Annotated in this window: 23 protein-coding genes, 1 tRNA gene and 1 pseudogene; 14 read left to right on the top strand and 11 right to left on the bottom strand. The window is 67.4% G+C overall.

The window, feature by feature from the left end; translation table 11 throughout:
• Positions 1-40: 40 nt before the first annotated feature.
• The 4 genes from JW030_RS12665 to JW030_RS12650 form a co-directional block, all read right to left on the bottom strand.
• On the bottom strand, positions 41-946 hold the full coding sequence (locus tag JW030_RS12665; protein ID WP_188045220.1) for a dihydrodipicolinate synthase family protein: 906 nt from the start codon (positions 944-946) through the stop codon (positions 41-43).
• A gap of 135 nt (positions 947-1,081) precedes the next feature.
• On the bottom strand, positions 1,082-2,116 hold the full coding sequence (locus tag JW030_RS12660; RefSeq protein WP_188045221.1) for a proline racemase family protein: 1,035 nt from the start codon (positions 2,114-2,116) through the stop codon (positions 1,082-1,084).
• A gap of 118 nt (positions 2,117-2,234) precedes the next feature.
• Positions 2,235-3,116, bottom strand: a complete 882-nt coding sequence (locus JW030_RS12655; RefSeq protein WP_188045222.1) for an exodeoxyribonuclease III — start codon at positions 3,114-3,116, stop codon at positions 2,235-2,237.
• Between the two features lie 105 nt (positions 3,117-3,221).
• On the bottom strand, positions 3,222-3,818 hold the full coding sequence (locus JW030_RS12650) for a DinB family protein (RefSeq protein WP_188045223.1): 597 nt from the start codon (positions 3,816-3,818) through the stop codon (positions 3,222-3,224).
• Between the two features lie 54 nt (positions 3,819-3,872).
• Between JW030_RS12650 and pyrE the strand changes: the two genes are divergently transcribed.
• Positions 3,873-4,427, top strand: a complete 555-nt coding sequence (gene pyrE, locus JW030_RS12645) for an orotate phosphoribosyltransferase (protein WP_188045224.1) — start codon at positions 3,873-3,875, stop codon at positions 4,425-4,427.
• A gap of 89 nt (positions 4,428-4,516) precedes the next feature.
• On the opposite strand, the gene JW030_RS12640 is transcribed toward pyrE, so the two are convergent.
• From JW030_RS12640 to JW030_RS12630, 3 genes are all read right to left on the bottom strand, one after another.
• Positions 4,517-5,320: an amino acid ABC transporter ATP-binding protein gene (locus JW030_RS12640; protein WP_305798134.1), complete on the bottom strand. Its 804-nt coding sequence runs from the start codon at positions 5,318-5,320 to the stop codon at positions 4,517-4,519.
• The gene (locus tag JW030_RS12635) at positions 5,317-6,129 is read right to left on the bottom strand and encodes an amino acid ABC transporter permease (protein ID WP_188045225.1); all 813 of its coding nucleotides are present in this window, start codon (positions 6,127-6,129) and stop codon (positions 5,317-5,319) included. The genes JW030_RS12640 and JW030_RS12635 overlap by 4 nt, the downstream gene beginning before the upstream one ends.
• A 73-nt stretch (positions 6,130-6,202) precedes the next feature.
• Entirely contained in the window at positions 6,203-7,081 is an 879-nt protein-coding gene (locus JW030_RS12630) for an ABC transporter substrate-binding protein (protein ID WP_188045226.1), read from the bottom strand.
• A gap of 196 nt (positions 7,082-7,277) precedes the next feature.
• Here JW030_RS12630 and JW030_RS12625 point away from each other — a divergent pair, with 196 nt between their 5' ends.
• From JW030_RS12625 to JW030_RS12595, 7 genes are all read left to right on the top strand, one after another.
• Positions 7,278-8,009: a FadR/GntR family transcriptional regulator gene (locus JW030_RS12625; RefSeq protein WP_188045227.1), complete on the top strand. Its 732-nt coding sequence runs from the start codon at positions 7,278-7,280 to the stop codon at positions 8,007-8,009.
• On the top strand, positions 8,006-9,550 hold the full coding sequence (locus JW030_RS12620; protein WP_188045228.1) for a gamma-glutamyltransferase family protein: 1,545 nt from the start codon (positions 8,006-8,008) through the stop codon (positions 9,548-9,550). The genes JW030_RS12625 and JW030_RS12620 overlap by 4 nt, the downstream gene beginning before the upstream one ends.
• A 56-nt stretch (positions 9,551-9,606) precedes the next feature.
• Complete coding sequence (locus tag JW030_RS12615) at positions 9,607-10,401, top strand: sulfite exporter TauE/SafE family protein (RefSeq protein ID WP_188045229.1); 795 nt, start codon at positions 9,607-9,609, stop codon at positions 10,399-10,401.
• Positions 10,402-10,458: 57 nt separating this feature from the next.
• Positions 10,459-12,108: a phosphoglucomutase (alpha-D-glucose-1,6-bisphosphate-dependent) gene (pgm, locus tag JW030_RS12610; RefSeq protein ID WP_188045230.1), complete on the top strand. Its 1,650-nt coding sequence runs from the start codon at positions 10,459-10,461 to the stop codon at positions 12,106-12,108.
• A gap of 29 nt (positions 12,109-12,137) precedes the next feature.
• Positions 12,138-13,097 carry a prephenate dehydratase gene (gene pheA, locus JW030_RS12605; protein ID WP_188045231.1) on the top strand — a complete coding sequence of 320 codons (960 nt, stop codon included), beginning with the start codon at positions 12,138-12,140 and terminating at the stop codon, positions 13,095-13,097.
• A 293-nt stretch (positions 13,098-13,390) separates the two neighbouring features.
• Positions 13,391-13,735, top strand: coding sequence for a PadR family transcriptional regulator (locus JW030_RS12600; RefSeq protein WP_188045232.1), 345 nt, complete (start codon positions 13,391-13,393; stop codon positions 13,733-13,735).
• Complete coding sequence (locus tag JW030_RS12595) at positions 13,732-14,730, top strand: hypothetical protein (protein WP_188045233.1); 999 nt, start codon at positions 13,732-13,734, stop codon at positions 14,728-14,730. Before JW030_RS12600 ends, JW030_RS12595 begins: the two co-directional genes overlap by 4 nt.
• Positions 14,731-14,854: 124 nt before the next feature.
• On the opposite strand, the gene JW030_RS12590 is transcribed toward JW030_RS12595, so the two are convergent.
• Entirely contained in the window at positions 14,855-15,862 is a 1,008-nt protein-coding gene (locus JW030_RS12590) for a diacylglycerol kinase family protein (protein WP_188045234.1), read from the bottom strand.
• Positions 15,863-15,904: 42 nt separating this feature from the next.
• On the opposite strand from JW030_RS12590, the gene serS reads away from it, so the two are divergent.
• The 6 genes from serS to JW030_RS12560 all read left to right on the top strand — a co-directional run bounded on the left by serS (position 15,905) and on the right by JW030_RS12560 (position 22,588).
• Positions 15,905-17,200 (top strand): serine--tRNA ligase, encoded by a 1,296-nt coding sequence (gene serS, locus JW030_RS12585; protein ID WP_188045235.1) that lies wholly within the window; start codon positions 15,905-15,907, stop codon positions 17,198-17,200.
• Positions 17,197-18,015, top strand: a complete 819-nt coding sequence (locus JW030_RS12580; protein WP_188045236.1) for an HAD family hydrolase — start codon at positions 17,197-17,199, stop codon at positions 18,013-18,015. Before serS ends, JW030_RS12580 begins: the two co-directional genes overlap by 4 nt.
• 10 nt (positions 18,016-18,025) lie before the next feature.
• A tRNA-Ser gene (locus JW030_RS12575) sits at positions 18,026-18,113 on the top strand.
• A gap of 161 nt (positions 18,114-18,274) precedes the next feature.
• Positions 18,275-19,516 (top strand): LCP family protein, encoded by a 1,242-nt coding sequence (locus JW030_RS12570; RefSeq protein ID WP_188045237.1) that lies wholly within the window; start codon positions 18,275-18,277, stop codon positions 19,514-19,516.
• 153 nt (positions 19,517-19,669) lie between these two features.
• Positions 19,670-20,956 (top strand): dicarboxylate/amino acid:cation symporter, encoded by a 1,287-nt coding sequence (locus tag JW030_RS12565; protein WP_188045238.1) that lies wholly within the window; start codon positions 19,670-19,672, stop codon positions 20,954-20,956.
• Positions 20,957-21,001: 45 nt separating this feature from the next.
• Positions 21,002-22,588: an ABC-F family ATP-binding cassette domain-containing protein gene (locus tag JW030_RS12560; RefSeq protein ID WP_188045239.1), complete on the top strand. Its 1,587-nt coding sequence runs from the start codon at positions 21,002-21,004 to the stop codon at positions 22,586-22,588.
• A 63-nt stretch (positions 22,589-22,651) separates the two neighbouring features.
• Here JW030_RS12560 and JW030_RS13565 read toward each other — a convergent pair.
• From JW030_RS13565 to JW030_RS12550, 3 genes and pseudogenes are all read right to left on the bottom strand, one after another.
• Positions 22,652-23,920 (bottom strand): annotated as a pseudogene (locus JW030_RS13565) (rhamnan synthesis F family protein); the annotation flags it as partial.
• A gap of 1,087 nt (positions 23,921-25,007) precedes the next feature.
• A complete protein-coding gene (locus JW030_RS12555) occupies positions 25,008-26,108 on the bottom strand; it encodes a DegT/DnrJ/EryC1/StrS aminotransferase family protein (RefSeq protein ID WP_188045240.1) in 1,101 nt (366 codons plus the stop codon).
• Positions 26,105-26,806, bottom strand: coding sequence for a hypothetical protein (locus JW030_RS12550; RefSeq protein WP_188045241.1), 702 nt, complete (start codon positions 26,804-26,806; stop codon positions 26,105-26,107). Before JW030_RS12550 ends, JW030_RS12555 begins: the two co-directional genes overlap by 4 nt.
• Between the last annotated feature and the right edge of the window lie 6 nt (positions 26,807-26,812).

Genomic DNA, 26,812 nt, shown 5'->3' with positions numbered 1-26,812 from the left:
ATGGTGCGGCACGCCCCGGCCGGGTGAAGCGTGAAACGTGTTACTTACCGTAACCCTTGGCGACTGCGGCCTCGGTGTCGGCGATGATGCGCGCGGTGATCTCGGGGGAGAGCGGGCCACGCGGCGGACGGCTCTTGCCGCCCTTGAGGCCAACGACATCCATCGACAGCTTGATCGCCTGGACGAACTCGGTCTTCGAATCCCAGCGCAGCAGCGAGTGCAGGTCGCGGTACATTTCCTGGCCGCGGACGAGATCCTGGACATTGCCCGAGGTGCACAGGTTGAACAGCTCGATGCAGGTCTGCGGGATCGCGTTGGGGTAGCCGGACACCCAGCCGACCGCGCCGGCGAGGCCGACCTCGAGCACCGTGTCGTCGGTGCCGATCAGGATGTCGATCTCGGGAGCGAGCTCCTTGATCTCGTAGATGCGACGGGGATCGCCCGAGAACTCCTTCACGCCCACGACGTTGCCGGCGTGGAAGATGTCGGCGATCAGCTCGGGAACCAGGTCGACCTTGGTGTCGATGGGGTTGTTGTAGCCGATGATCGGCAGGCCGGCCTTCGCGACGGTGGCGTAGTGCTCCTTGACCTGCTCGTGGTTCGCGCGGAACGTGTTCGGCGGCAGCAGCATGACGCAGCTCGCGCCGGCCTCGGCCGCCTGGGTTGCCCAGTGAGCCGACTGCAGGGCGCCGTACGCGCCGACGCCCGCCATGACGGTGAATCCCTCAGGGGACGCGTCGACGGCGGTCTTGATGACCTGCGCGCGCTCGACGTCGCTGAGGTTCTGGTACTCGCCCAGTGAGCCGTTGGGGGCGACGCCGTCGCAGCCGTTCGCGGCCAGCCAGGCGACGTGTTCGCCGAAGGCGTCGTAGTCGACGGACATGTCGTCCTTGAACTGCAGGGCGGTGGCAACGATGACTCCGTGCCAGGGCTTCTTCTCGGTCACGAGAATCCTTCCGATAGATGAGACGAGCGGGCGGAAACTCCCCGCACTTCAGTGTGTGGCGTGTGACATTGCACAGCGTACCATGCGATGCGGGGGCGTGGGAAGCGTGGTCTGCTTCCTGCGCCCGGGAGGTGGCTAGCGCAGCGTGAAACCCGTGCCAAGCGCGTCGGCGGGGTCGAGCATGAAGCGCTGCTCGCCCGTGATGTAGGCGGTGCCGGTGACGGACGGGATCACGGTCGCGGTGCCGTCGGGGCGGGGCGTTCCGGCGACCCAGCTCGCGTGGAACACCGTGTCGACGATCGACCGATGCTCGAGCGTCGCACCGAGAGGCAGGGCGCCGAGGTCGGCGAGAGTGGTTACGCGAGCGCCGGTGCCCGACCCGCAGGGCGAGCGGTCGACCTCACCGTCGGCGAACACCGTGACGTTGCGCTGCGCGGGTCCGTCCGGTCCCGCGCCGAGGTCGTCCCACAGGATCGTGCCGTAGACGCCCGAGAGCCTGGGGTCGTCGGCGTGCTGGGCCTCGGCTGAGTCGTTGAGGGCCCACTTGATCTCGCGCCCGAGCGCGATGAGCTCGGTGTAGTGCTCGGGGGACACCGTGAGGCCGAGGTCGGATGCCTGGACCTGCGCGTAGATCGCGCCGCTAAAGCTGAGCGAGGCGAGCACGCGCCCGCGGGATGTCTCGACGGTGACCTTGTGTGCGATGACATGCGAGGGCACGTTCCGGAAGGTCGCCCCCACGAGCTTGCCGCCCGAGCGCTCGACGAGCGCGGCGACGCGCCCCGAGGGCACGTCGATGCGCACCTCGGTGATGCCGTCGGGGTTCGACTCGACGAGGCCCGTGTCGGTCGCCCAAACACCCAGCGCGATCGTGCCGTGGCCGCAGGCGGTCGAGAAGCCGTCCTTGTGCCAGAACAACACGCCCAGATGGGCGCCATCGTCGTCGGGCGGCACAATGAATCCGCCGTACATATCGGCGTGACCGCGGGGTTCGTTGCAGAGGAGCTGGCGTAATGTATCGGCGCCGCCTGCGTCGGCAATCGCTGCGACGCGGCGCTCGCCGACGGTTGTCCCGGGAAGCTGGGGCACTCCCTCGTGCACAATGCGGAACGGCTCGCCGGCCGTGTGGTAGTCGGTGGTGTTGATCCAACGTGCTGCGAGCGGGGTGGGCATATCTCGGGCTCTCCTTTGAACGGATACGTGGCGCCAGTATACCGTGTGACATTGCACAGAATCGAGAGGGGCGCCCGTGCGAGCCGGCCGTTGGTGGGCCGCCCCGCACACGCGGGCGCTAGCCGAAGATCATCGGGCGGTCGTCCTCGTCATCAAACGTCTCGCCCAGCAGGGTCGGGTCGATATCGACGACCACCGGGATGTGGTCGGACGGGGCGTCGCCCTTGCGCTCCTCGCGGTGGTGCGAGGCGCCCGTGACCGCGCTCGCGAAAGCGGGCGAGCCCAGGATGAAGTCGATGCGCATGCCCTCGTTGCGGGGAAAGCGCAGCTGCGTGTAGTCCCAGAAGGTGTATCCCTCGGGGACGAGTGGGCGCACGACGTCCTCTACGAGCGGGCTGAATGCGGCGATGGCCGCGCGCTCGACGGGGGACACGTGGGTCGTGCGGCCCACCTCGAAGCTCGGGTCGCCCATGTCGTGGTCGAAGGGGGCGACGTTGAAGTCACCCATCAGCGCGAGGGGAAGGTCGGGGTGGTCGGCGAGCCACCGCTCGGTGTTTTCGCGCAGCACGCGCAGCCACTCGAGCTTGTATGCGAAGTGCGGGTCTTCGAGTCCGCGGCCGTTCGGAACGTAGAGGCTCCAGAGGCGCAGGTCGCCGACGGTCACGCCGAGGGCGCGGGCCTCGAGGGGAAGGTCGTTCGGGCCGGTGCCCTGTACGTCTTCCTGGCCCTTGATGGGCTTGCCGAACCCCGGCATGCCATCGAACCCGCGGGTCACGTCCGTCATCTCGTGGCGGCTCGCGAAAGCGACGCCGTTCCACTGGTTCAGACCGTGAATCTCGAGCTGGTACCCGGCGCGCTCGAACTCGGCGGCGGGGAACTGATCCGGCCGGCACTTGATTTCCTGCATCGCGAGGACGTCGATGTCCTCGCGCACCATCCAATCGACGATGCGCCCCACTCGGGCGCGGACGGAGTTGACGTTCCAGGTGGCGATGCGCATGCTTCTCAGCGTATCCGGGTTCGTGGCCCACCTCACCCTCGCGAACCGTCACATTTGGCTCTTCGAGGTCACGGCGAGCAGCCAAATGTGACGGCTCGATGGGGGCTACCCGAGCGTGCCCGGGCCTGTGGCCTGCTCGGCAACCTCTGCGAGATGCTTGCGGTACGTCGCGAGACCGACCGCGCCGATGCTCGGCAGATTGGTGCTGGTCTCGCGCAGCCCGACCGCGCCGTCCGTGAGCTCACGGATGATGTCGGCGTGACCCACGTGCCGTGCCGTCTCGGCGATCATGTGCACCAGGATCTGGTGCAGGGTCACCTGCTGCGTCTCGGGCGACCACCACGGCACGTATCCGATCGCGTCGAGCTCGAGCGCGGCGATTGTCGCCTCGCTGTGGGCGCCCGCGTCCCGGTACAGCTGAATAATCTCGGCGCTTGACTGCTCGGCAGTGGCCCACATGTCAGCGTTGACGGGGCTCTCGTCGTCAAGCCAGGGGGTCGGAATGCCAGAGGGTCGGTCGAACACCTCGCCGAGGTAGCCGAGCTCGACTGAGGCCACGTGCTTCACGATCCCGAGGAGGTTTGTCCCGGTCGGGGTGAGCGGCCAACGCAGGTCACGCTCGCTCAAGCCGTCGAGCTTCCACAGCAGCGCCTCGCGCTGGCGTTCCAAAGTCATGCGGAGGGTCTCTTTTTCGTCGGGCATGCGGCCAGCGTAGGGGCCAGGGTGCCCGCAAAGCCAGGCATCTAGAATGAGGACATGACCGACGCGCGCGCCCAGCTCATTGACCTCATCACGACCGAAGCCGTTTTCCACGGCGACTTCACGCTTACGAGCGGCAAGAAGGCGACCTATTACATCGACTTGCGCAAGCTCAGCCTGGACCACCGCGCGGCCCCGCTGATCGGCCAGGTCATGCTCGACCTGATCGCCGACGTCGACGGCGTCGTGGCCGTGGGCGGGCTCACCATGGGCGCCGACCCGATCGCTTCGGCGATCCTGCACCAGGGCGTCCTGCGAGGCACCCCATACGACGCGTTCGTCGTGCGCAAGGAGCCGAAGGACCACGGCCGTGGACGACAGGTTGAGGGCCCCGACCTCGAGGGCAAGCGCGTCATCGTCGTGGAGGACACCTCGACGACGGGCGGTTCGCCGCTCGCAGCGATCGAGGCGCTTGAGAAAGTCGGAGCGATCGTAGCCGGCGTCGCGGTGGTCGTCGACCGCCAGGCGCCCGCGAAGGCGCGCATCGAGGCCGCGGGCTACGAGTACCGCTACGCGATCGGCCTCGACGACCTCGGGCTCGCGCCGCAGTAGTCCTCACCAATACGCATAAAGCGGGGCGGTCACCTTTTCGGTGGCCGCCCCGCTTTTTGCATTCGCCGAGCAATTGCCCGGCAGGATCCCTACAGGATCTTCGACAGGAACTGCTGCGTGCGCTCGTGCTTGGGCGCGGTGAACACGAGCTCAGGGTCGCCCTGCTCGATGATCATGCCGGCGTCCATGATGACGACCCGGTCAGCCACCTCCCGGGTGAAGCCCATCTCGTGGCTCACGATGATCATGGTCATCCCGGCCGCCGCGAGGTCGCGCATGACCTCGAGCACCTCGCCAACCATCTCGGGGTCGAGCGCACTCGTGGGCTCGTCAAACAGCATGAGCGCGGGCCGCATCGCGAGCGCCCGTGCAATCGCCACGCGCTGCTGTTGCCCGCCCGAGAGCGAGCGCGGCCGCGCGTCGGCGTGATCCGAGAGGTTGACCCGGGCGAGGAGCTCACGGGCGTACGCGATCGCTTCTGCCTTCGACTCACCCTTGACGCGCACCGGCGCGTGCCAGATGTTCTCGAGCACGGTCATGTGCGGGAAGAGGTTGAAGTGCTGGAACACGAAGCCGATGTCCGCGCGCTGCTGCGCGAGGGCCCGGGCCGAGATCTCTTTTACTCCCCCGCCAGGCCGCTCGATTTCGCCGATGCGCTGCCCGGCGACGTAGATCTCGCCGCTCTCGATGGCCTCGAGCCGGTTGAGTGTGCGCAGGAAGGTGGTCTTGCCGGCGCCCGAGGGCCCGACGAGCACCACAACTTCGCCTCGGTCGACCTCGAGTGAGACGTCGGTGAGGATGTGCTTGTCTCCGAACCACTTGTTCACGTGTACCGCGCGAACGATCGGTCCGTCGGTCAGCGGGACGGGGGTGGTGTAGTCGCTGAGGCTCACGCTGAGACCCCTTCCAGAGATTCGGCGATCGGGTTTTTGGGTGCGGTGCGGTCGGTTTTGATGCGGAACCCGAACAGCCGCTTCCAGATCGACTCGGCCTTGGGGAGGCCGGCCTTCGCGTTCAACGAGTTCTCGATGGCGGTCTGAATCACGGTCCAGATCGTGGTCAGTGCCAAGTAGTACAGCGCGACGACGATGTAGATCTCGAATACCTTGAATGTCGCGGCGCTCATCGAGCTGCCGACCTGGAACATTTCGGCGACGCCGATGATCGACAGGATCGAGGTGCTCTTCATGAGCCCGTTGAAGGAGTTGCCGAGCGGCGGGACCATGACGCGGATGGCCTGCGGCACGATGATCCAGCGCATCGAGCTGAGCGGAGTCATGCCGAGCGACAGTGCCGCCTCATTCTGGCCCTTCTCGATCGACTCGAGGCCGCCGCGCACGATCTCGGAAATGTACGCACTCTCGTTGAGCATGAGCGCGACGACGGCTGCTTGGGCTGCGCCCTTGATGAGGAAGCCGATGGTGACGTCCTCGAAGCGGAAGATGCCTGCCGCTGCGAAGCCCGTATAAATGATGACGAGCTGGACGAGCAGCGGGGTGCCGCGGATGATCCAGATATAGAGGCTCGCGAAGATGCGAAACGGCAGGATCCTGCTGCGCCCCATCAGGGCGATGACGAGACCGAGAATCAGTGCCAGGGCCATCGCGGCGATAGAGATCACGACGGTGAGGGCGAGGCCGTTGAGGAACTGAGTGCTCGGTGTGAGCAGGCTCTGCCAGAAGTAGTCCCAATCGAATTTCATGCTGGTGGGTCCTTGCGAGAGTGCGATGCGGGGCGAGCCGTTGCCGCGGCCCGCCCCGCAGGGAAAAGTGGGTCTACTCGGCCAGGGTGATGTTGTTGGCCTCTACGCCCCAGTCGGCGAGGATCTGCTCGTAGGTGCCGTCATCGACCATGGCCTGGAAGGCCGTGTCGAGGGCAGTGTTCAACTCGGCGTTGTCCTTCAGAGTTGCCGCGCCGATCTTGATCTTGCCGAAGGGCTTGCCGACCATGATGAAGTCGCCGTCGGACTTCTGCTGGTAGAAGCTGACGATCTCGGAGGTGTCCATGAACGCATCCACTTGGCCCGCAATGACCTGCTGCAGGGCGTTCGTGCCCTCGTCGACCAGGGTGATCTCGAGACCCTCCTCACCCGCTGCCTTGCACTCGGCCGACTTCTCTTCTGCCGCGGCGGCGCCGGTCGCGCCGGTGATGGCGACCATGCTGACCCCGCAGAGGCTGTCGTCGAAGCCCGAGATCTTCTTCGGGTTGTCCTTGTGGACGGCGACGGCGGTGCCCGAGAAGAGGTAGGGCACGAAGTTCGCGATTTCTTCCCGCTCGGGCTTGATGTAGAGCGAGCCCATGATGACGTCGCACTGCTTTGCCTGGAGCGCGGGGATGAGGCCAGAGAAGGCGTACTCCTCGAGCGCGACCTTGAGGCCGAGGTTTTTCGCGAGGCCGTTCGCGATGTCGATCTCGACGCCGCTGAGCTCATTGTTCTCGTCGTAGAAGATGTTGGGCGGGCTGTCGCCGGTGCAGACCTTGAGGGTATCTGCGGACAGGATCGCCGGGGGCGCGATGACCGCGGCCGAGTTGGAATCCTCTGGCGCTGCCTCTGAGGCGGCGCTGCTGCAGCCGCTCAGCGCGAGGGCGCCGCCGATCGCGAGGGCCAGGACCGCTCCGCCGATGCGGCGAGAGGGGGATACGGGGAAAGCCACGATGATTTCTCCTTGGGAAGACAAGCGCTGAAGGGTCAGCGCTCTGAAAGGTCAAGCTTCGGTCTTTTGCCTGATGGATAGTTGGACTAACCAACTCTCGAGCAGTATCTTGGACTGTACACGGCCTCGGCCGATATCGTCAACGTGGCATTCAGCCACCGAATGACGCCTGTATTGAAGGAAGCAAGGGGAAACTGTGGACTGGACTGGACTGACGAAAGCGACGACGCTTTCCGTGCCCGACCGGCTGTCGATCGACCTTGAGCGCCTCATCCTGGACGGCTCACTCGCCGCGGGCGAGCGCCTGCCAGCCGAGCGCGACTTGGCCGAGCACCTCGGGGTTTCCCGCGTCTCGGTGCGGCAGGCGCTGCACGAGCTCGAGACGCGAGGCCTCATCGACCGTAAGCCGGGCCGCGGCACGATCGTGCTGAGCCCGGAGGAGCACGCGTCGGTGCCCGCGGGGTTCGGTAAGTATCAGATCGAGGAGGGCGAGCTCGGCGACATCATGGAGCTGCGCGCCATTATCGAGCCCCCGATCGCGCGCATCACCGCGGCCCGGGCCAGCGCGCGCGATCTCACCCAGCTCGAGGAGCTTGTCCGCGCGATGGAGCAGGACATATCGAAGGAGCGCTACTCCGAACTCGACCGGGCGTTCCACCAGGCCATCGCGCAGTACACCCACAACCCGCTGCTGGCGCTCCTGACCGAACAGATCGCGAACGAGATCGCCCCGAGCCGCGCGAACCGGTACCAGACGAAGGCCCGGCGGGCGGCGTCCAGCGCGGCTCACCGTCGCATTTACGAGGCGATCGCCGCCGGTGACGGCGACCTGGCCGAGACCGAAGCCCGCACGCATGTCATCTCGATCAGCCAGCAGATCAACGAAGCCGCGCGCGCCGCCGCCGCGAAGAACGGAGCCACCGCATGAGCACCCTGACCCACCCCTGCGGCGCGATCTCGACGTCGCACCACCTCGCGACCGAGGCCGGAGCTGCCGCGCTCGAGGCTGGGGGCAACGCGATCGACGCCGCGCTCGCCGCCGCCGCAGCGCTGTGCGTCGTCTACCCGAACAACGTGGCGCTCGGCGGCGACCTCGTCGCGCTCGTGAGGAGCCCCGACGGCGTCGTCCGCTTCCTCAACGCGACCGGCACCGCGCCCGCGAACCAGACACTCGAGGCGCTGCGCGAGCGGCACGGCGAGCAGCTTCCGCTGCGCGGGATCGACACGGTGACCGTGCCCGGCGGCGTTTGCGGGTGGAACTCGCTGCACCAATACGGTGCCAGCCGCGACTGGGCGCAGCACTTCGACGCCGCGATCCGGTACGCGGCCGACGGCGTGCCGACCGCGAGTTCCGTGGCCGACGCGCTCATCGAGAACCGCGACTTCTTCTCGCAGGATCCCGGCGCAAGCGACATCTTCTACCCGGGCGGCGAGCCGCTGGCCGAGGGTGCTCCGCTCGCGCAACCCGCGCTCGCGGACTCGCTGCGAAGCCTCGCTGAGGGGGGATCCGCCGAGTTCTACACGGGCGAGCTCGCCCAGAAGTGGATCGCGGGCCTCGCTGCCCTCGGCTCGGAGATTACGCTGGCCGACGCCGACGACTACTCCGCCTATTGGGGCGAGCCACTCGCAGGCGCATTCGGGGAGCACCGGGTGTTCACGGGGCCGCCGAATACCTCGGGGTTCATGCTGTTGCGTGCGCTGCGCGCAATCGAGGCGGGCATCGACGACCCCCTCGGCGCCGGCGCCGGCGCGCTCGCGCGCGTCTTCGCGGAGAGCAACGCGGTCCGCGCGGCTGAGCTCGCAGACCCGGAGTTCGGCGGCAAGACCGGCGAGGAACTCATCGCCATGACCGCCCCACCCCACCCGCTTCCCGGACGGCCGAAGCCCTCGGGCGACACCGTCGGCCTGAGCGCGGTGAGTGCGGACGGCTGGGCCATCTCGCTCATTAACTCGGTCTACTACGGCTTCGGCGCCGGCATCGTCGAGCCGAGCACCGGGATCCTGTTCCAAAACCGGGGCACCTCGTTCTCGCTCGACCCTGCCTCGCCGAACGCGTTCGCGCCTGGCAAGCGCCCGCGCCACACGCTCATGCCCGTGCTCGTGATGCGCGGCGACGAGCTGGCCTGGGTTCCGTCGACGATGGGCGGGTCCGCGCAGCCGCAGATCCATACCCAGCTGTTGCTGCGCTCGCTCGCCGGCGCCACCCCGGACGAGGCGACCCACGCACCGCGCTGGGTGGTTGAGGAGCCGAAGGCGGACGGCACCGTCGTGGTGACCGTGGAATCGGACGTGCCCGCCGAGGTACAAGAGCTCATCGCCGCCTCCGGGTTCACGCTCGACGTCGTGCCGACGTACAGTGAAGACTTGGGGCACTCAAACCTCATCCGCATCGACGCGAACGGGTACTCGGCCGCGAGCGACCCGCGTTCAAACGGGTCTGCGCAGGTCGTGCCGGGCGAGACGGGCTGAGTGCGCCCCGCACCGAGCCTCCTATTCGCCCCGCACTGAATTGAGATGTACCCCGCATGAACCAGACTTCTCGCCCCGGCTTCTTCCCCCTCCTGCTGCTCGGTATCGCCGCCGGCACGCTCTCCGGACTCTTTGGGATCGGCGGCGGCGTCATCATCGTGCCCGCGCTCGCCCTCCTGCTCTACATGCCCCAGCGACTCGCGGCGGGCACCTCGGTGGCCGCGATCCTGCCGGCAGCGGTCGTCGGCGCGATCACCTATGGGATTCAGGGGCAGGTTGACTGGATCGCCGGGGCGCTGCTTGCCGTCGGCATCATCGTGGGAGCGCAGGTCGGCAGCCACCTGCTGTCGAAGCTGCCGGTACGCATGCTCCAGTGGCTCTTCCTGGGCTTCCTGCTCGTCGTCATCGTGAGCCTCTGGTTCGTCGTGCCGCAGCGCGGCGACGTGATGGACCTGACCGTCATCTCGGTGCCCGGCCTGATCGTGACCGGCTTCCTCACGGGTGTGCTTTCGGGCCTGCTGGGGGTGGGCGGTGGCGTCATCGTGGTGCCGGTGCTCATGTTCTTCTTCGGCGCGAGCGATCTCATTGCGAAGGGCACCTCGCTGTTCATGATGATCCCCGGTTCGATCTCGGGCACGTTCGCCAACTTCCGGCGGAAGAACGTCGACCTGCGGGCGGCCGCCATCGTCGGTGTCGCCGCGAGCGCGTTTTCGCCGGTCGGCGCGATCATCGCGGGAAGCATCGAGCCGCAGGTCTCGAACATCGCGTTCTCGGTCTTCCTGGTCTTCATCTTCGCGCAGCTGCTGTGGAAGCTGATCCAGGCGAAGCGACAGGAACAGCAGGGAAAGTAGCGGCATCGGCGGGGTGGGCACCGGCGCATTCGAGCGCTGATCTGGGACACTGGGTCCATGCACGAGCGCGCCGGAACCCCTGCCCTGCCCGAGGACCTCATTGACCTTGAGGCGCTTCTTGCGGCCTATACGGACATAGAGCCCGACCCGGCGGTCGCCGCCCAGCGTGTCGTGTTTGGCACCTCGGGACACCGCGGCAGCTCGCTCTCCGCCTCCTTCAACGAGGCGCACATCGTCGCGATCTGCGTCGCGATCGCCGAGTACCGCGCAGGCCAGGGCATCTCCGGCCCCCTCTTTCTCGGCGCCGACACGCACCCGCTCTCGGCCCCGGCCGAGCACACTGCCCGCGAGGTGCTCTCCGCCGCGGGCGTGCACGTGCTCGCGCGCTCCGGTTCGGGCGACGAGATTTACGTGCCCACCCCCGCGGTGAGCCGGGCGATCCTGGCACACAACCGGGCGCGCGCGACCGACGACCCGGGGCGCGCCGACGGAATCGTGGTGACCCCGAGCCATAACCCGCCGCGCGACGGCGGCTTCAAGTACAACCCCCCGCACGGCGGCCCCGCCGACTCCGACGCGACGAACTGGATCGCCGCGCGCGCGAATGAACTGCTCGAGGCAGGCGTCGAGGCGGTGCCCCGCTCGGGCACGCACGGTGTGATCGGCACTCCGGTCGGCCGGGCCGACTTCCTCGGCGACTACGTCGACGCGCTGGGCGACGTCATCAACCTCGACGCGATCCGGTCGGCCGGGGTGCGCATCGGCGCGCACCCGCTGGGCGGGGCGAGCGTCGCGTACTGGGCCGCGATCCGCGACCGTCACGAGCTGAACCTCACGGTGCTCGGCCCGGGTGTCGACCCGCGCTGGTCGTTCATGTCGCTCGACTGGGACGGGAAGATCCGCATGGATCCCTCGTCGCCCAACGCGATGGCGTCGGTGCTCGAGCACCAACAGCGCTTCGATGTCGTCACCGCGAACGACGCCGACGCCGACCGGCACGGCATCGTCACGCCCGACGGCGGGCTGATGAACCCGAATCACTTCCTCGCGGTTGCGATCGACTACCTGCTGCAGCACCGCCCCGATTGGCCCGTGGAGTCGGCGATCGGGAAAACCCTGGTGTCGTCGGCGATGATCGATCGAGTGGTCGCGATGCACGGGCGCCGCCTGCTCGAGGTGCCCGTGGGCTTCAAGTGGTTTGTCCCCGGCCTCGCCGACGGCTCGGTCGTGTTCGGCGGGGAGGAGAGCGCCGGCGCCTCCTTCCTCTGCTTCGACGGATCCGCGTGGAGCACCGACAAGGACGGGATCCTGCTGGCGCTGCTGGCCGCGGAGATCCGCGCGGTCACCGGTCAGTCGCCGTCCGAGCGCTACCGCGAACTGGCCGCGAAGCTCGGCGAACCCGCGTATGCGCGCGTCGACGCGGCGGCGACCCCCGCCCAGAAGAAGCGCCTTGCGGGGCTCTCGGCGGCGGACATCGCCGACACCGAGCTCGCGGGTGACCCCATCGCGGCGATCATGACGGAAGCGCCGAGCGGCGACCCGATCGGCGGGCTCAAGGTGCAGACCGAACACGCCTGGTTCGCCGCGCGCCCCTCGGGCACCGAGGACGTGTACAAGATTTACGCCGAGTCGTTCCGGGGACCGCAGCACCTCGCCGAGGTGCAAGAGGCGGCGCGCGAGATCGTGTCGCGGGCGCTCGCGAGCTAGAGCGGGCGCCCGCCCGATACGCTGAACCCATGTCCGATCACGTGAACCCCGCCCGCCGCCGCTACAGCTACCTGGGCCCGGCCGGCACGTTTACGGAGGCCGCGCTCGCGCAGGTGCCCGAGGCCGTCGGCCAGGACTGGCACCCGGTCGCGAACGTCGGTGAGGCGCTCGCCGACGTCGTCTCGGGGGCGAGCGATGCCGCGATGATCGCGATCGAGAACTCGGTCGACGGCGGGGTGACGGTCGCGCAGGACGCGCTCGCGACGATTCCGGGCCTGCGCATCATCGGCGAGTACCTCGTGCCCGTGCGATTCCTGCTCGTCGCCCGACCCGGCACAACTCTCGAGGAGGCCAGCGTCGTCGCCGCGCACCCGGTCGCCTACGGGCAGACCCGCAACTGGCTCGACGCGAACACCCCGGGCCACCGGCACATCCCGGCGTCGTCGAACGTGCAGGCCGCGGCCGACCTCTTCGAGGATTCCGGAGTCAACGCCGCCGTCGCGCCCCCCGGCATCGTCGATCACTACGACGTCGACGTGCTCGCGACCGGCATCGGCGACAACCCGAACGCTATGACGCGCTTTGTCCTCGTCTCGCGCACGGCCCCGATTGGCACTCCCACGGGGGCCGACAAGACGAGCCTCATCGTCGAGTTGCCTGAGGACCGCGCCGGTGCGCTGCTCGAGCTCCTCGAACAGTTCGCGACCCGCGGCGTCAACCTGACGCTGCTTGCGTCGCGCCCGATCGGCGACCGGATGGGCCGCTACCGCTTCGTCATCGACGCCGAGGGGCATGTGCTCGACGAACGTGTGGCCGACGCGCTGCTCGGCGTGAAGCGGTTCAGCCCGCTCGTCGTGTTCCTGGGCTCCTACCCCCGCGCCGACAAGCTGCCGGCGACGATTCGCTCGCAGCAGGACGACGACACGTTCCGCGACGCCCGCGACTGGCTGCGCGGCGTGGTCGAGGGCACGGCCGACGGCCTGAACTAGGGACCTCTGACGGCCTGAACGAGGGGTGTCTGGCGGCCTGGTCTAGGGACGTCCCCTCAAGGTCTCTTCCCCGCCCCCCCACCGCCCTGGCGACCTTGCGCAGAGGGCTCTTTCGCGCCCGGTGATGCAACCTTCTGCGCAAGGTCGCCTCAGCCTCAGCCTCAGCCATGTCCGGGGCGGGAGGCGCCGCCCCAAATCAACTTCCCCATTGCGCACTATTGCGCACTGCGTAGTAGTGTGTGAACCGTAAAGCGCAGCAACAAGCCGCGACGACGCCGCGCGAAGGGAACCGGATGGACACCACGCAACTCCTCAAGGGGGTGCTCGACGCCGCAGTGCTCGCGGTCGTGCAACACGAGGACGGCTACGGCTACGACATCTTGCGCCGCCTGCGCGATGCCGGGCTCGACCAGGTCGGCGACGCCTCGGTGTACGGCACACTGCGCCGGCTCTACGCCGCGGGGGCCCTGTCCACTTACGTCGTCCCCTCGGACGGCGGGCCGCACCGCAAGTACTACAGTATGACGCCGGCCGGCGAGGAACTTCTCGAGCAGCAGCGCACCGACTGGTCGCGATTCTCAGACACCCTGGGCTCCCTCCTCGGGACCACCTCGCTCACGACGGGAGACCCCGCATGACTATTACGCCCACCACCCCACTCCCTCAGGGCAGCCACGCGGTCGCCGCCCTCGCCTTCATCGAGGAAATCCGGCGCCAGTGCGCCGACCTGCCGGCCGAGGAGATCGACGAACTGACTGACGGCCTCGGCGCCGACCTCGTCGATCGCCTCTGCGAGGGAGCGGATCTCGGCGACCCGGCCGAGTACGCCGCCGAGCTGCGCGCCGCCGCCGGGCTGCCCCCGAAGGGTAATGAGAAGAAACGAGCCAGCCTGCGCGACGCGTGGTCCGCAGCTCAGCGCTGGTGGGTCGCGACTCCCCGGCGTCGGGGCGTCGCCGACTTCATGGTGACGCTGACCCCGGTCTGGTGGGTCGCCCGCGGCCTCATGGTCGGGCTCGTGTTTACGGTCCTGTTCCGTGGGCTGGGCCTCCTGACGCTGCTGCTGACCGCCGCCGCAGTGGTGATCAGCGTGCAGTGGGGTCGAGGCCGCTGGCAGCCGAACGGCTTCATCGTCTTCCTGCGACGAGCGTCCTCGGTGGGAGCGGTGATTGCACTCGTCCCGGCCTCGTTCATGATGCTCGGGAGCTGGTTCGCCATCGGCGGCCAAGCAGAAGCCAGCGAGCCGTGGGTGCAGCCGGGGCTCGTGGCTGACGGAGTTCCCGTCGAGAACGTGTTCGCATATGACTGCGCGGGCAATCCAATCGACGGGGTGCAGCTTTTCGACGCGGAGGGCCAGCCGCTCAACGCTGACGAAAATATGTCTACTTGGGACGAGGTCGCGCAGCAGGACTTCCCGATGGTGCCAAACGCTCTCGCGTCTCGGCCGGACGCGTGGAACGTTTTCCCGCTCGCGGAACAGGGCCGATTCGGGCCCACCAAGCCGCCGTTCGCGAAGGCTTCGGCGCTCAGTCATGACTGCCTGGTAGATCAGCCCGAAGCCGAAGTCGCGGCGAAGGGCGCAACGGCCGGCGCCGGCGCTGAGGGGCAGCCCGAGGCGACGCCGGAGGCGGAGTGACCCGCGAGGCCGGGGGAGCGTTTCACCGCGCCCCGGCCGCTACCGGAGTCCCGCAGCCGGAGGGATATGCCCCCGTCGCGGGAGATCTCGACCCGGCAGGATCCTGCCCGCCCGCCGCGGAAGCTCAGCCCAGCTGAACCTTGTCGGCCCAGCCCGGGAGCACCCGCAGGCGGAGCGCCCCGGGGTCGACGTTGCCGCGCACCGCGAGGGCCTCGCCGAAGTCATCGCCGTCGAGCTGCACGGGTTCGGGCTTCGCGACCGTCAGCGAAAAGGTGCGCGCCTGCAAGTAGGTGACGTGCCGGGTGTCGCTCACGAGGTTGATGATCTTGCGGCCCGTCTTCGACTTCCGCAGCACCCCGTTCTCCCAGCTGAGCTTGCTCCAAATATGGAGCCATGAGAAGGGGCCGAGCGGGCGCAGGGCAACGACATCGAGCACGCCGTCGTCGATCTTCGCATTGGGTATCAGCAGGACGCCCCCGGGCAGCAGGCCGCAGTTGCCGATCATCACGGTGTACACCGTCAGGGGTTTCTCGGGCGAGCCGTTGACGGAGTAGCGCACCTTGAGCGCGGCGTCTTTGATCATGGTGCGTAGGCCAGCATCGACGTACGCGAGCCAGCCGACACGTCGCTTGAGATTGCTTCGCGTGAGCGAGATGGCGCGCGCGTCGAGCCCCATGCCCGCCAGCACGAGGAAGACGTGTTCGTCCTCCGTCCCATCGGGACGGACGATCGTGGCGACGCCGAGGTCGAGCGGTCGATTCACCCCATGGAACGCGGCGCGCACCGCCTCTTCGAGGTCATTGAGCGGGGCTCCGATGTTCCGTGCCAGCAGGTTCCCCGTGCCCTGAGGGATCACGGCGAGCGCCGTCTCGCTGTCGCGTAGGCCCTCCGCGACCGCGCGCACCGTCCCATCGCCGCCCGCGGCGAGCACGACGCTTGCCCCGCTTTTCGCCGCTGTGCGTGCCGCCGAGAGCCCGGCGTCCTCCGCCGCGGTCTCGACCCACTCGGTCGGGGCCCATCCCGCAGCCGCCTCCTGGTGGTCCACCGCGACGCGCAGCTGGGCCAGGTTCGTCTTCAGCGGGTGGTACACAACGACCGCTCGGGGGAGGGTGTTGAAGCGTGGTTCTGGCATGGGGCCAGGGTAGCGCCCGCGCGCTCGAATAGACTGCATTGTGTGATCGATCCCACTCTCCTCCGCACTGACCCCGATGCCGTCAAGCGCTCGCAGCGCGCCCGAGGAAACGACGAGTCGGTGGTCGACCGTGCGATAGCCGCGGACGACGCGCGTCGTGCCGCCCTCAGCGAGTACGAGACGCTGCGCGCCGAACAGAACCAGTTCGGCAAGAAGGTCGCGAAAGCGTCGAAGGACGAGCGCACGGTGCTGCTCGCCCGCGCCTCCGATCTCGCGGCGCAGGTGAAGGCGGCCAACGTGCGAGCGGGCGAGGCTGAGGCCGCGTTCGCCGACATCGCCCTCACGATCGAGAACGTCGTGATTGACGCCGTCCCTGCCGGGGGCGAGGAGAACTTCGTCACGCTGCGCGAGGTCGGCGAGATCCCGAGCTTCGACTTCGAGGCCCGCGACCACCTGCAGATTGGCGAGGCACTCGGCGCGATCGATATGGAGCGCGGCGCGAAGGTGTCTGGCGCTCGCTTCTACTTCCTCCGTGGCATCGGCGCGCGCCTCGAGCTCGCGATCATGCAGATGGCGCTGAACCAGGCGCTCGAGCACGGCTTCATCCCGCTCATCACGCCGACGCTCGTCAAGCCCGAGATCATGCGCGGCACCGGCTTCCTGGGTGAGCACTCCGATGAGGTGTACCGCCTCGCCGAGGACGACCTCTACCTCACGGGCACGAGCGAGGTGGCGCTTGCCGGGTACCATTCCGACGAAATCCTTGACCTCACGCGTGGGCCGATCCGCTACGCCGGCTGGTCCACCTGCTACCGCCGCGAGGCGGGTTCGCACGGCAAGGACACCCGCGGGATCCTGCGCGTGCACCAGTTCAACAAGCTCGAGATGTTCGTCTACACGACGCCCGCCGAGGCCGAGGCCGAGCACGATCGCCTCGTCGCCTGGCAGGAAGCGATGCTGCAGGCGCTGGGCCTCAGCTACCGCGTCATCGACGTCGCCGCGGGCGACCTCGGTTCGAGCGCAGCCCGCAAGTTCGACATCGAGGCGTGGGTGCCGACCCAGGGTGCGTACCGCGAACTCACCTCGACGAGCAACTGCACGAGCTACCAGGCTCGCCGTCTGAAGACGCGCTTCCGTAACGAAGACGGCAAGTCCGAGATGGTGGCGACGCTGAACGGCACCCTCGCGACCACCCGCTGGATCGTCGCAATCCTGGAGACCCACCAGCAGGCGGACGGCAGTGTGCGCGTTCCCGAGGCGCTGCGCCCGTACCTGGGCGGCCTCGAGGTGCTCGTACCCGAGGGTGTCACGAGCGCCGCTGGGAGCGCCTCCGAGTGACCCGCCTGATTGCGCTCGACCTCGACGGCACCGTTCTCTTCCATGACGGCACGTTCGATCCCAGGATCGCGGAGGTGCTGCGTCTGCTCGAGGCCGCGGGCCACGAGATCGTCATCGCAACGGGCCGATCGGTGGACGCGACGCTCCCCATCGTTGAGCAGCTGAAGATTAAGCCGCGCTGGGTCGTCGCCTGCAACGGCGCGGTCGTGCTCGCGCGCGACCCGCTGGCAAACCGCGGCTACCGCGTCGAGTATTCCGAGACGTTCGACACGACCGAGGTACTCACACGCATCCGCACCCACCTGCTCACGGCGCGCTACGCGATCGAGGATGCGGACGGGTTGTTCCTCTATACCGAGGCGATCCCGGACGCGACGTTGCCGACGCGCAAGCGTCAGGTCCCGTTTGAGCAGCTGCTCGGCGTGCAGGCGACGCGTGTCGTCGTCGTGTCGCCCGACCACCAGCTCGAGGAATTCCTCAGAGTCGTCGAGAAGATGGGACTGTCGAGCGTCTCGTACGCTATCGGCTGGACCGCGTGGCTCGACATCGCGCCGGACGGCGTGACGAAGGCCTCGGCGCTTGAGCGCATCCTTGCGCGGCTCGAGATTCCGCGCGACCGCGTGCTCGCGGCCGGCGATGGCCGCAACGACATTCAGATGCTCGAGTGGGCCGCCCACCGAGGCGTCGCCGTCGCGATGGGGCAGGCCCCGGCGGACGTCAAGGCGGTCGCGAACCACGTCACGGGCACGGTCGAAGACGGCGGACTTGCCGCCGCGCTTGAGGCCGAGTTTCCGGAGATTCTCGCACCCCGCTAAGATTCCACGTGGAGGGTTGTCCGAGCGGCCGAAGGAGCTTGTCTTGAAAACAAGTGGGCGGAAACGCCTCAGGAGTTCGAATCTCCTACCCTCCGCCAAGTGAATCGTTCCCCGGTGCCAGGTGCACCGGGGAACGTTATTCTCGCCGCGAATGCGCAGGCTCTTCAAAGGGGGCACCCAGCGCTGCGGGGTAGCGTCGTCCTGCGAGGTTTGCGAACCGCGGCCTAGCCGCATACTTTTTCACGAGGAAGCAGGATTGATGGCGAAGCACCCGAAGGACGCCTCCGCGCGTCGATCGAATGTGCGCCACGGGCGCCAGCATCGGTCGAACGCGTGGATGAACGGCCTCCGCGTGGTCGCCACCACGGCCCTCGTGCTCGTGCTCAGCGGCGTATCGGTTGCCGCCTACGCGGTGTGGGATCTTGCGAATAAGGTGCAGACCGTCGACCTCGGCACGAAGGTCCCTGACGCTGCCCAGGTAGGGTCTGAGGCGGTGGAGGGCGAGCTCAACATCCTGCTCGTGGGCTCGGACAGCCGCGCCGGACAGTCACTCGACGACGGCGAGGAGGGCGAGCTCAACGACGTCACGATGCTGCTGCACGTATCGGCCGATCACCAGAACGCGACCGTCATCAGCTTCCCCCGCGACCTCATGGTGCCGGTCCCCAGCTGCACCGGTCCGGAAGGCGAAGAGGACTACTACCCCGCGGCAAGCGAACGCCAGTTCAACACCACGCTCGGTCAGGGCGGTCTGTCTTGCGTGGTCGAGACGGTCTCGGAGCTCACCGGCCTCGTAATTCCCTACGGTGGCGTCGTTACCTTCGACGGCGTGATCAACATCTCGAACGCCGTCGGCGGCGTGGACGTTTGTCTCACGGCTCCGATTGACGACCCCTACACCGGCCTGGTGCTGCCCGCCGGCGAGAACACCCTCGTGGGCGTTGAAGCCCTGCAGTTCCTGCGCACGCGCCACGGAGTCGGCGACGGCGGCGATACGAGCCGCATCAGTAACCAGCAGATCTTCATGTCGAGCATGGTGCGCAAGCTCAAGAGCGCCGAGACGCTGTCTGACCCGATGAAGGTGTACGGCCTGGCGAAGGCCGCCGTCGAGAACATGACGCTCTCGAGCGGATTCACCTCAATCTCGATGATGCAGCAGGTCGCGTCGACCCTCAAGAACATCGATCTCAACAACATCAACTTCGTGCAGTTCCCGAACTACACGCACCCGTATCAGGCAGGTCGCCTGGCCCCGGACATGGCATCGGCACAAACCATGATGGACCTGTTGCGGGCAGGCCAGCCGATCACCGTGTCGGCCACCGGTGAAGCGGTCGAGGTCGTCGGCGGCGAGGTCGCACCGGTCGACCCGAACGCGGTTGCCCCTGTCGAGGGTGCGCCGGTCGAACCGGTGGCTCCGCCTGCGGGTGCCCTGCCTGAGAACATCACGGGCCAGTCCGCCGCGACGGTGACTTGTTCGCAGGGGCGCACACAGTTCTAGCCAGAATCGCAAGCGGGGTGGTCCTTCGGGGCCGCCTCGCTTGCGTTCGCGGGCGGCGCGCGGGTTAGGGTTAAGTCGTTCCGCGATGGGGCGTGGCCCCGATGGGGTGCGCCTGCAGCGGCGGGACGTCCGCATCTAGGGCTGAGGAGCCTCATGAAGTTCTTGCGCTCAATGCCCTTGCTCGTCTGGGTCGTCGTCGCGATTGTCCTGGGAATCGTGACCGGTCCGGTCATGCCCACCTGGCTCGGCGGCGTCTTCCTGACCTACAACTCGATCTTCTCCGGGTTCCTGAGCTTCACCGTTCCCCTCATCATCCTCGGCCTCGTGACGCCGGCGATCGCCGAGCTCGGCAAGGGCGCCGGTAAGTGGTTGGGAGTCACCGCCGCGCTCGCCTACGGCTCGACCGTCCTCGCCGGCCTCCTCGCCTACTTCGTCAGCCGGTGGCTTTTCGCCCCGAGCCTGGCTGGCGGCGGGCTCGAAGCGCTGAGCGAGGGCTCCGGATCCGGCTTCTCGCCGTACATCACCCTCACCACCGGCGGAAGCGACTCCGCGACGGCCATCGTGCTGATGCCGGTCATCGACGTCATGAGCGCCCTCGTGCTCGCCTTCGTCGTTGGCATCGGCCTCACCAGCTTCCGCAGCCGCGTCATCTTCCGCGGTGCCGTCGAGTTCCGCACCATCATCGAGGCGCTCATCCGCCGCGTGATCGTGCCGGCGCTCCCCCTGTTCATCTTCGGCATCTTCATGGACCTCTCGGCCAGTGGCTCGGCCATCACCGTCGTGACGAAGTTCGTCGTCGTGGTGTTGGTCTCGTTCGGGCTGACGCTCGTCGTGCTGCTCGTGCAGTACTCGATCGCAGGCGCAATGTCGGGCGTAAACCCGCTCAAGGCCCTGTGGAACATGCGCGACGCATACTTCACGGCGCTCGGCACCTCGTCGTCGGCGGCGACCATCCCGGTCACGTTGGCCTCGACGAAGAAGAACGGGGTTGCCGATGCGGTGGCCGGCTTCGTCGTACCGCTGTGCGCGACGATTCACCTGTCCGGCTCGATGGTGAAGATCACCTGTTTCTCGATCGCGGTGCTGCTGCTTACCGGCGGCGACGTCTCGTTCGCGAGTTACTTCCCGTTCATCCTCATGCTCGGCGTGATGATGATTGCGGCCCCCGGCGTCCCTGGCGGCGCGATCGCCGCCGCCGCTGGGCTGCTCGTGCAGATGCTCGGCTTTGGCGACATCGAGGTGGGCCTCATGTTCGCCGCGTACATCGCCCTCGACAGCTTCGGCACCGCGACCAACGTCACCGGTGACGGGGCCCTCGCGATGATCGTCAACAGGCTCACGCGGGGCAAGCTCGGCGCGCAGGCGCAGGACGAGGCAGACGAGGACATCGACCCGCTCGAGGGCGACGTCGTAGCGCAGCACTCGCTGCCGAAACCGTAGCCCGCGCCACATACTTTCGATCAATTTCTTAAGGGAGAACACTGCATGAGCCTCGTCAGACTCAATGACGTCAGCGTCCGCTACGAGAACGCGCAGATCCTGCGCGAGGCGTTCTTCCGCCTCGAAGATAAGGATCGCGTCGGGCTCATCGGTCGCAACGGATCGGGCAAGACGACGCTGCTGAAGCTGGTGCTCGACCAGGTACAGCCCGACTCAGGCACCGTGAGTGTCGACGCCGGCACCCGGATCGGGTACTTCTCGCAGTTCTCTGAGCTCAACGGCCAGGCGACGATCACCGAGGTGCTCGACGGGCTCTTCGACGAGGTGCACGCCGTCGAGAAGGAGCTCGCCGAGATCGAGGCGGCAATCGCCGCGATGCCCGCCGACTTCGACGAGCTCATCCACCGCCAGTCCGAGTTGTTCACCGAGATGGACCGGCTCGACGGCTGGGACTATCACCGCAAGATCGACCAGGCGCTCACGACCCTCGGGTTTGATGAGGCGCGACGGGTCTGCTCCATCGATCAGCTTTCGGGAGGGTGGCGCAACCGCGCCGCCCTCGCGAAGATCCTGCTCGAAGACCCCGACGTGCTGCTGCTGGACGAGCCGACCAACTTCCTCGATGTCGCTGGCGTCGAGTGGCTCGAATCCTGGTTCCGCGACTTTAAGGGCGCCGCGATCATCGTGTCGCACGACCGCAAGTTCCTCGACGCGGTGGCGAACCGCATCATCGAGGTCGAGAATTACCACCTGCACGAGTACTCCGGGAACTTCGGCGCGTACATCATTGAGAAGCAGTTCCGGCTGAAGACGCTCGAGTCGCAGTTCGTGCATGAGTCCGAGCTGCTCGCCTTCGAAGCCGAGGGCATCGCCGACCGACGCGAGGCGGCGAAGGGCGGGAGCAAGAAGCTGGGCAAGCAGCTCTCGAACATCAAGAAGTCGCGCGCGCCCCGCCCGGTTGACCAGATCATCACCGAGATCTACGGCGGGCTGCACGTCAAGGACGTGCTGTGCCGCGTGAACGGGCTGGGCAAGGCGTACGGCGAGCATCTCTTGTTCGAGGGTCTCAGCTTTGAGGTGCGCCGGGGCAACCGGATCGTCGTGCTCGGCGCGAACGGCTCGGGCAAGAGCACCCTGCTGCGCGTGCTGACCGGCGAAGAGCAGGCCGACGCCGGCGACGTTGCCTGGGCGTCAGGCGCGAAGGTCGTCTCGTACAACCAGGTGCTCGAAGATCTCGACCCAGACGACACCGTCACGCACTCCGTGAACGCGATGCCCGATAGCCTCGCGCTGACGGCGACGCGGAAGTCAGTGGGGCGCTTTCTTTCGATGTTCCAGTTCTCTGAGGCCGACCTCAAGAAGCGGATCCGCGAGCTTTCGGGCGGCCAGCGCGCCCGCGTGGCAATGGCGCAGTGCCTCTTGTCCGGCGCCTCAGTGCTGCTGCTCGACGAGCCCACGAACCACCTGGACCTCGCGAGCACGCAGGTGATGGAGCGCGCGCTCGTGCACTTCCCCGGGGCGGTCGTCGTGGTCAGCCATGACCGTTTCTTTACGGACAAGGTCGCGAACCACGCCCTCGTGTTCGGCGCGGAGGGCGCCGCCGTCGGCGAGATCGAGGTTCGGGCGGCGTAGGGACGTGGTTCCCTCAGCGGGCAGCGGGCCAAGATGCGTTTTCGCAAACTCATAGCCTTGATGCTCGATGACCAGCGGGATGAGGCGTTCGAGCGCATGGAGTGATGTGCCGTCTACCGGGAGCGGCTCTTCCGGGAAGTCGCCCTCGGAGAGATTCATGTCCAGGAACGGTCCGAGCGCCTTGGAGCGTGCCCAAAACATGGCACCGACCGGGAAATCGAAGTGCGTGGGAACGTCGATTCTCGTCGAGAGTTCGGGAGCTAAACGCCCCAGCCAGTCAGGCACAAACTCGCGATTTCCATCCCAATCGGGCAGGCGACGATCCTCGGGGGCAACCAGCCCGAGGGTGGGGGACGCCGAGAAATCTGCGACAATCTGATCTGCAAACGCAGTACCGTCGCCGACGAGATGCGTCCACATGTGCCGACGCCACTGCTCGCCGACGTCGGTCGGGGCATGCGGGCTGCGCTTGCCGTGTACGTGGAGGACAAGGTCATGCTCGCGCGCCAACGTGGCCACCGGTCCACTCAAGAGTGCCGAGAGGTTTCTGCCGCGGTTGGGCACCACAAAGACGTTCGATCTCCCACCAGCTGGGTGGGCGCGGAGTATCTCTTCGAGCTCGCGTGCGGCATCGGGTGAGTGGGTCGTCAAGGCGAGTGTCCTTGGCCGCGAGTTCATCGCGAGCAGATCGAGCAGCTCGACCGCAAGGCCCGGGTAGAAGAAGTGCCCATGGATCAAGACGCGCAGGTCCGTCTCTGCGACGGCGCACGGCTCCGTGGGGCGGATGAGTCGCCGGCTCCACCGGCCGGCCGGCTCGCCGTTCTGCAGATAGTGGGCGAGAGGATCGCGCCCGTCGTCGGGAAAGTTGGGTGCTGACTCGGCGTATGCCAGCGGGTGAAACCCCGCGCGGGGCCGGATCAGGCCGACGGGTCCGGTCGGCCTCCGGAGCGGCGTCAGTGCACGAATCTGCCGGAGATAGTCCTGTGCAAGTTGGGCGCGGTCGTTCCCCGAGTCGCCGGTCGCGTAGGCGGCGTCGAAGCCGCCCGGGCCGAGCAGCACCGCCAGGTCCTCGTCGCTTCGGGCCGCTGCGCGCGCGGCACGAAGTCCCAGCGCCTCGGCCGTCGCGGCGTAGGAGAAACGGTCTGCCTGTGTCGCGTCGCGTCGCGGGGGCGGTCCAGCCGCCCCGTGAACGTTAGCCACAGGAACACCCTCGTGCGTGAGCGCGGTGGCGACTGGGTGTTGAGACGCTGCGAGGGTGAGTGCGTACTGAGGCGTGGTCGCTGCCGCGATCTCCGCGGCGAAGGCGCGCAAATCATCTTCCACGAGGCCCATTCGGCTTCCGAGCACCACCAGCATGCTGGGCTCAACCGCTCCCCAAACGATCTGTGGCGCATCGGAGTCTACGACGACAACGACATTGTTGGTCCGGGAGAGCTGTTCCACGATAGAGACGCACTCACTGCCGACGTCGGGCGAGAGATCCCCGAGCACGAGCACAAGCACGTTCTCCCGATCCGCATCTAGGTCTCGTCTGACGACGATGGCGCTGCGCAGAGGCGAGAGCGAGGTGCGACCTTCCGCCCGACCGAATTGCACATAGTGCGCGTGCAACTCGAGGTCGTCGAAGAGATCCAGGCTGGGGTAGCAGCGCCGATAGTGATCCGGGTCCAACAGCAACTCATTCGGCAGGATCGGCACTGGTGCTGGGATGGCTGTGGCGGCGGGTGGGGCCACCGTGCGCGCGACGGCGAACTGCCAGCGCCCGCGCGAGATCGTGCTGATGCTCGCGTTCCACGCCCGGCGCACTGCCCTCAGCGGCTGGGTGACACGCCAGGACAGCGTGCGATGGAGCGCCTCGATCTCGGCCTGCAAGTGCGCTGCGTGGTGCGCGTGCCGGATCCGTGCTCCCTCGATATCGTGCGCGATCTGATGCACCGAGGTCGAGAAGTCCCGCAGGGCGGACTCGCTCAGCTCTCGGGCACGGCGTTCGACCTCGTCTCGATAGGCCTGGGCTTCGCGGGCCGCATCGGACTCGCGCGCGGCTCGCTCGAGTGCGCCCAGTTGGGCGCGCAGTCCTGCTACCTCGCTCACGTGCTCCGCCGCTTCGACCGAAGCTTGTGCTTCCTGCATTGCCCGCTGAGCGCGTACTGCCTCCAACTCGGCGTGTGCGGCATCGAGCGAGGCGTGGAGGGCGTCGATATCAGCGCGGAGAGCGTCGTTGTCGGCCGACAAGCCCGAGACCCAGCGGCGCGCGGGTTCGGGCACGGAGTCGAGCGCAGGGGGCTTCATTGCGGGGATACCTCACACCAAGGAACGGAGAATGCTCCTTCTCGCGGATGCCGACGGCCCGAATCGTCGACGCTTCACGTGAAAGGTGCGTAGATGAGCGTAGTCGAATTTGCTCCAACTGAGTACAACATTAGATTGGTGCCAGCGAGGCGTCCTGAGTAAGCATCGGAGCCGCGCGGACAGCGTGCGCCACGGCGTCGATCGCCTGCTGTGTGACGCGACCGTGCAGCGGGATCGCCAGCACACTCGCCGCTACCCGATCGAGATCCGCCCGTTCGCCGCCGATCAGAGGAACCCGCGAGTATCGCTGGTTCTCTGCCGTCAGCGCAGGAAACCGTCGCCCAGCGATTCCTCGCTGTGCGAGATCTGCGAGCAGCTGTTCCTGGTCGTCAGGATCACAGCGAATCGCTTCCATCACGAGGGCTCGGGGGCAGCCAGGCGCGTGCGGGCGAACTCGCTCTGACGCTTCCACCACTCCTTGGTACGCGTCGCGCGTGGCCCGCCTGGACTGGATCTCCCTCGCCAACCCGGCGTGCACGGCCAAGCCGAGCGCCGCGCTGAGCTCTGACAGCTTTCCGTTGGTGCCCGGGGTGAGCGCACGGTCGCCCACGAGTCCGAAATTGCGGGCGAGGGACAAGCGCTCCGCGAATTCAGGATCGCTGGTCGTCACCAAACCGCCCTCGCCCGTGTGCATGAGCTTTGTGGCGTGAAGCGAGTACGCCGCAGCCGAGCCGCGCGCACTGATCCCGGGGAGGCCATACGCGTGCGCAGCATCGTAGACAATGGCGAGTCCGGCGGCCGCTGCGATGTCGTCGAACTCGGGATCGGCCGCGATCCCGAAGAGATGCACCGGCAGGATCGCGACGGTGCGCGGCCCAATCGCCAGGCACGCGGCATCGGCGGCAAGGTTCAATGTCACCGGATCGACTCCGGCGAAGACGGGGACAAGCCCAGCCGCTTCAATAGCGTGCACGGTCGCCGGGAAGGTGAGAGGACTTGTGATGACCTCGCCGCCGCGCGGGAGATCGCACGCGAGCAGCGCCAGCGTCAGAGCGGTGGTTCCCGACGCGGTGGTCAGGGCGCAGGCGCTGCCGAGATCCTGCGAGAGGACGTGCTCGAGTTCGCGAACCGTGGCTCCACCGTTCGTCCATCGACCTGACGCGGTGATGGCACCGATGAGCTGGTGCAGGATCGCGAGGTCGGGAGCAACCGGCTGCCCCAGAGTGATCACGCGCGAACCGGGCGCGCGGCGAGGATCTCGCTCCAGCGGCGAATGGAGAGCGCGCCTGGTCCCGAGACCGTCTGCCCTGGCCGGACGTCCCTGCCGACGATGGCCCCGGCATCGACGCGGGCCCCGTCCCCGATCACCAGGGGGCGATTGATCGTGCCGTTCTTGATGATTGCTCCGGCCCCGATGAAGACGTCGCGTCCGATCTGCACATGCCCGAGCACCCGCGAGCCGAACGCGAGGGTGGAAAAGTCGCCGACGGTGACGTCGTGAGCGATCATGTCCGCGAGCCCGATGACGCCGTCTCCGAGCCGCGTCGACAATGCGAGCCGGGTCGTGCTCGAGATGAAGGATCCGGTGCCGACGACCGCCTGCGGGTGCACCAGGTGGGGTAGGCCTCGAGAGCCCAGGATCGGGACGCCATGGTCCAACAACCGTTGGTATAGCGTGCGCCGCAATGCTGGGTCGTGGACCGAGAGCACCACGCCGACATCCTCGAGCGTGAGGGCCTCTGCGAACGAGTAGATCGGGAGTCCCGGTTCGACGATGCGTCGCGGATCGCGCACGTCATCGATGTATCCCATGAACTCGATTCCGGGTCCCGCCTGGTGTTGCAGGTCGAAAGCCACCTGCGACCCGGTGCCGCCCGCGCCGTAGCAAAGCATCCGGCTCGGCAAGAAACCGGTTGAACTCTGCAGCATCTGCTT

The organism is Leucobacter sp. CX169 (assembly GCF_017161405.1).
Classification (GTDB): domain Bacteria; phylum Actinomycetota; class Actinomycetes; order Actinomycetales; family Microbacteriaceae; genus Cx-87.
This window is presented reverse-complemented; position numbering and strand designations above follow the sequence as displayed.

What these genes read in the sequence shown, in the direction of transcription:
- JW030_RS12660 (WP_188045221.1), bottom strand. Translation starts at nt 2,116, where the DNA reads ATGCCCACCCCGCTCGCAGCACGTTGGATCAACACCACCGACTACCAC.
- JW030_RS12655 (WP_188045222.1), bottom strand. Translation starts at nt 3,116, where the DNA reads ATGCGCATCGCCACCTGGAACGTCAACTCCGTCCGCGCCCGAGTGGGG.
- JW030_RS12650 (WP_188045223.1), bottom strand. Translation starts at nt 3,818, where the DNA reads ATGCCCGACGAAAAAGAGACCCTCCGCATGACTTTGGAACGCCAGCGC.
- pyrE (WP_188045224.1), top strand. Translation starts at nt 3,873, where the DNA reads ATGACCGACGCGCGCGCCCAGCTCATTGACCTCATCACGACCGAAGCC.
- JW030_RS12635 (WP_188045225.1), bottom strand. Translation starts at nt 6,129, where the DNA reads ATGAAATTCGATTGGGACTACTTCTGGCAGAGCCTGCTCACACCGAGC.
- JW030_RS12620 (WP_188045228.1), top strand. Translation starts at nt 8,006, where the DNA reads ATGAGCACCCTGACCCACCCCTGCGGCGCGATCTCGACGTCGCACCAC.
- JW030_RS12615 (WP_188045229.1), top strand. Translation starts at nt 9,607, where the DNA reads ATGAACCAGACTTCTCGCCCCGGCTTCTTCCCCCTCCTGCTGCTCGGT.
- pgm (WP_188045230.1), top strand. Translation starts at nt 10,459, where the DNA reads ATGCACGAGCGCGCCGGAACCCCTGCCCTGCCCGAGGACCTCATTGAC.
- pheA (WP_188045231.1), top strand. Translation starts at nt 12,138, where the DNA reads ATGTCCGATCACGTGAACCCCGCCCGCCGCCGCTACAGCTACCTGGGC.
- JW030_RS12600 (WP_188045232.1), top strand. Translation starts at nt 13,391, where the DNA reads ATGGACACCACGCAACTCCTCAAGGGGGTGCTCGACGCCGCAGTGCTC.
- JW030_RS12595 (WP_188045233.1), top strand. Translation starts at nt 13,732, where the DNA reads ATGACTATTACGCCCACCACCCCACTCCCTCAGGGCAGCCACGCGGTC.
- JW030_RS12590 (WP_188045234.1), bottom strand. Translation starts at nt 15,862, where the DNA reads ATGCCAGAACCACGCTTCAACACCCTCCCCCGAGCGGTCGTTGTGTAC.
- JW030_RS12570 (WP_188045237.1), top strand. Translation starts at nt 18,275, where the DNA reads ATGGCGAAGCACCCGAAGGACGCCTCCGCGCGTCGATCGAATGTGCGC.
- JW030_RS12565 (WP_188045238.1), top strand. Translation starts at nt 19,670, where the DNA reads ATGAAGTTCTTGCGCTCAATGCCCTTGCTCGTCTGGGTCGTCGTCGCG.
- JW030_RS12560 (WP_188045239.1), top strand. Translation starts at nt 21,002, where the DNA reads ATGAGCCTCGTCAGACTCAATGACGTCAGCGTCCGCTACGAGAACGCG.
- JW030_RS12550 (WP_188045241.1), bottom strand. Translation starts at nt 26,806, where the DNA reads ATGCTGCAGAGTTCAACCGGTTTCTTGCCGAGCCGGATGCTTTGCTAC.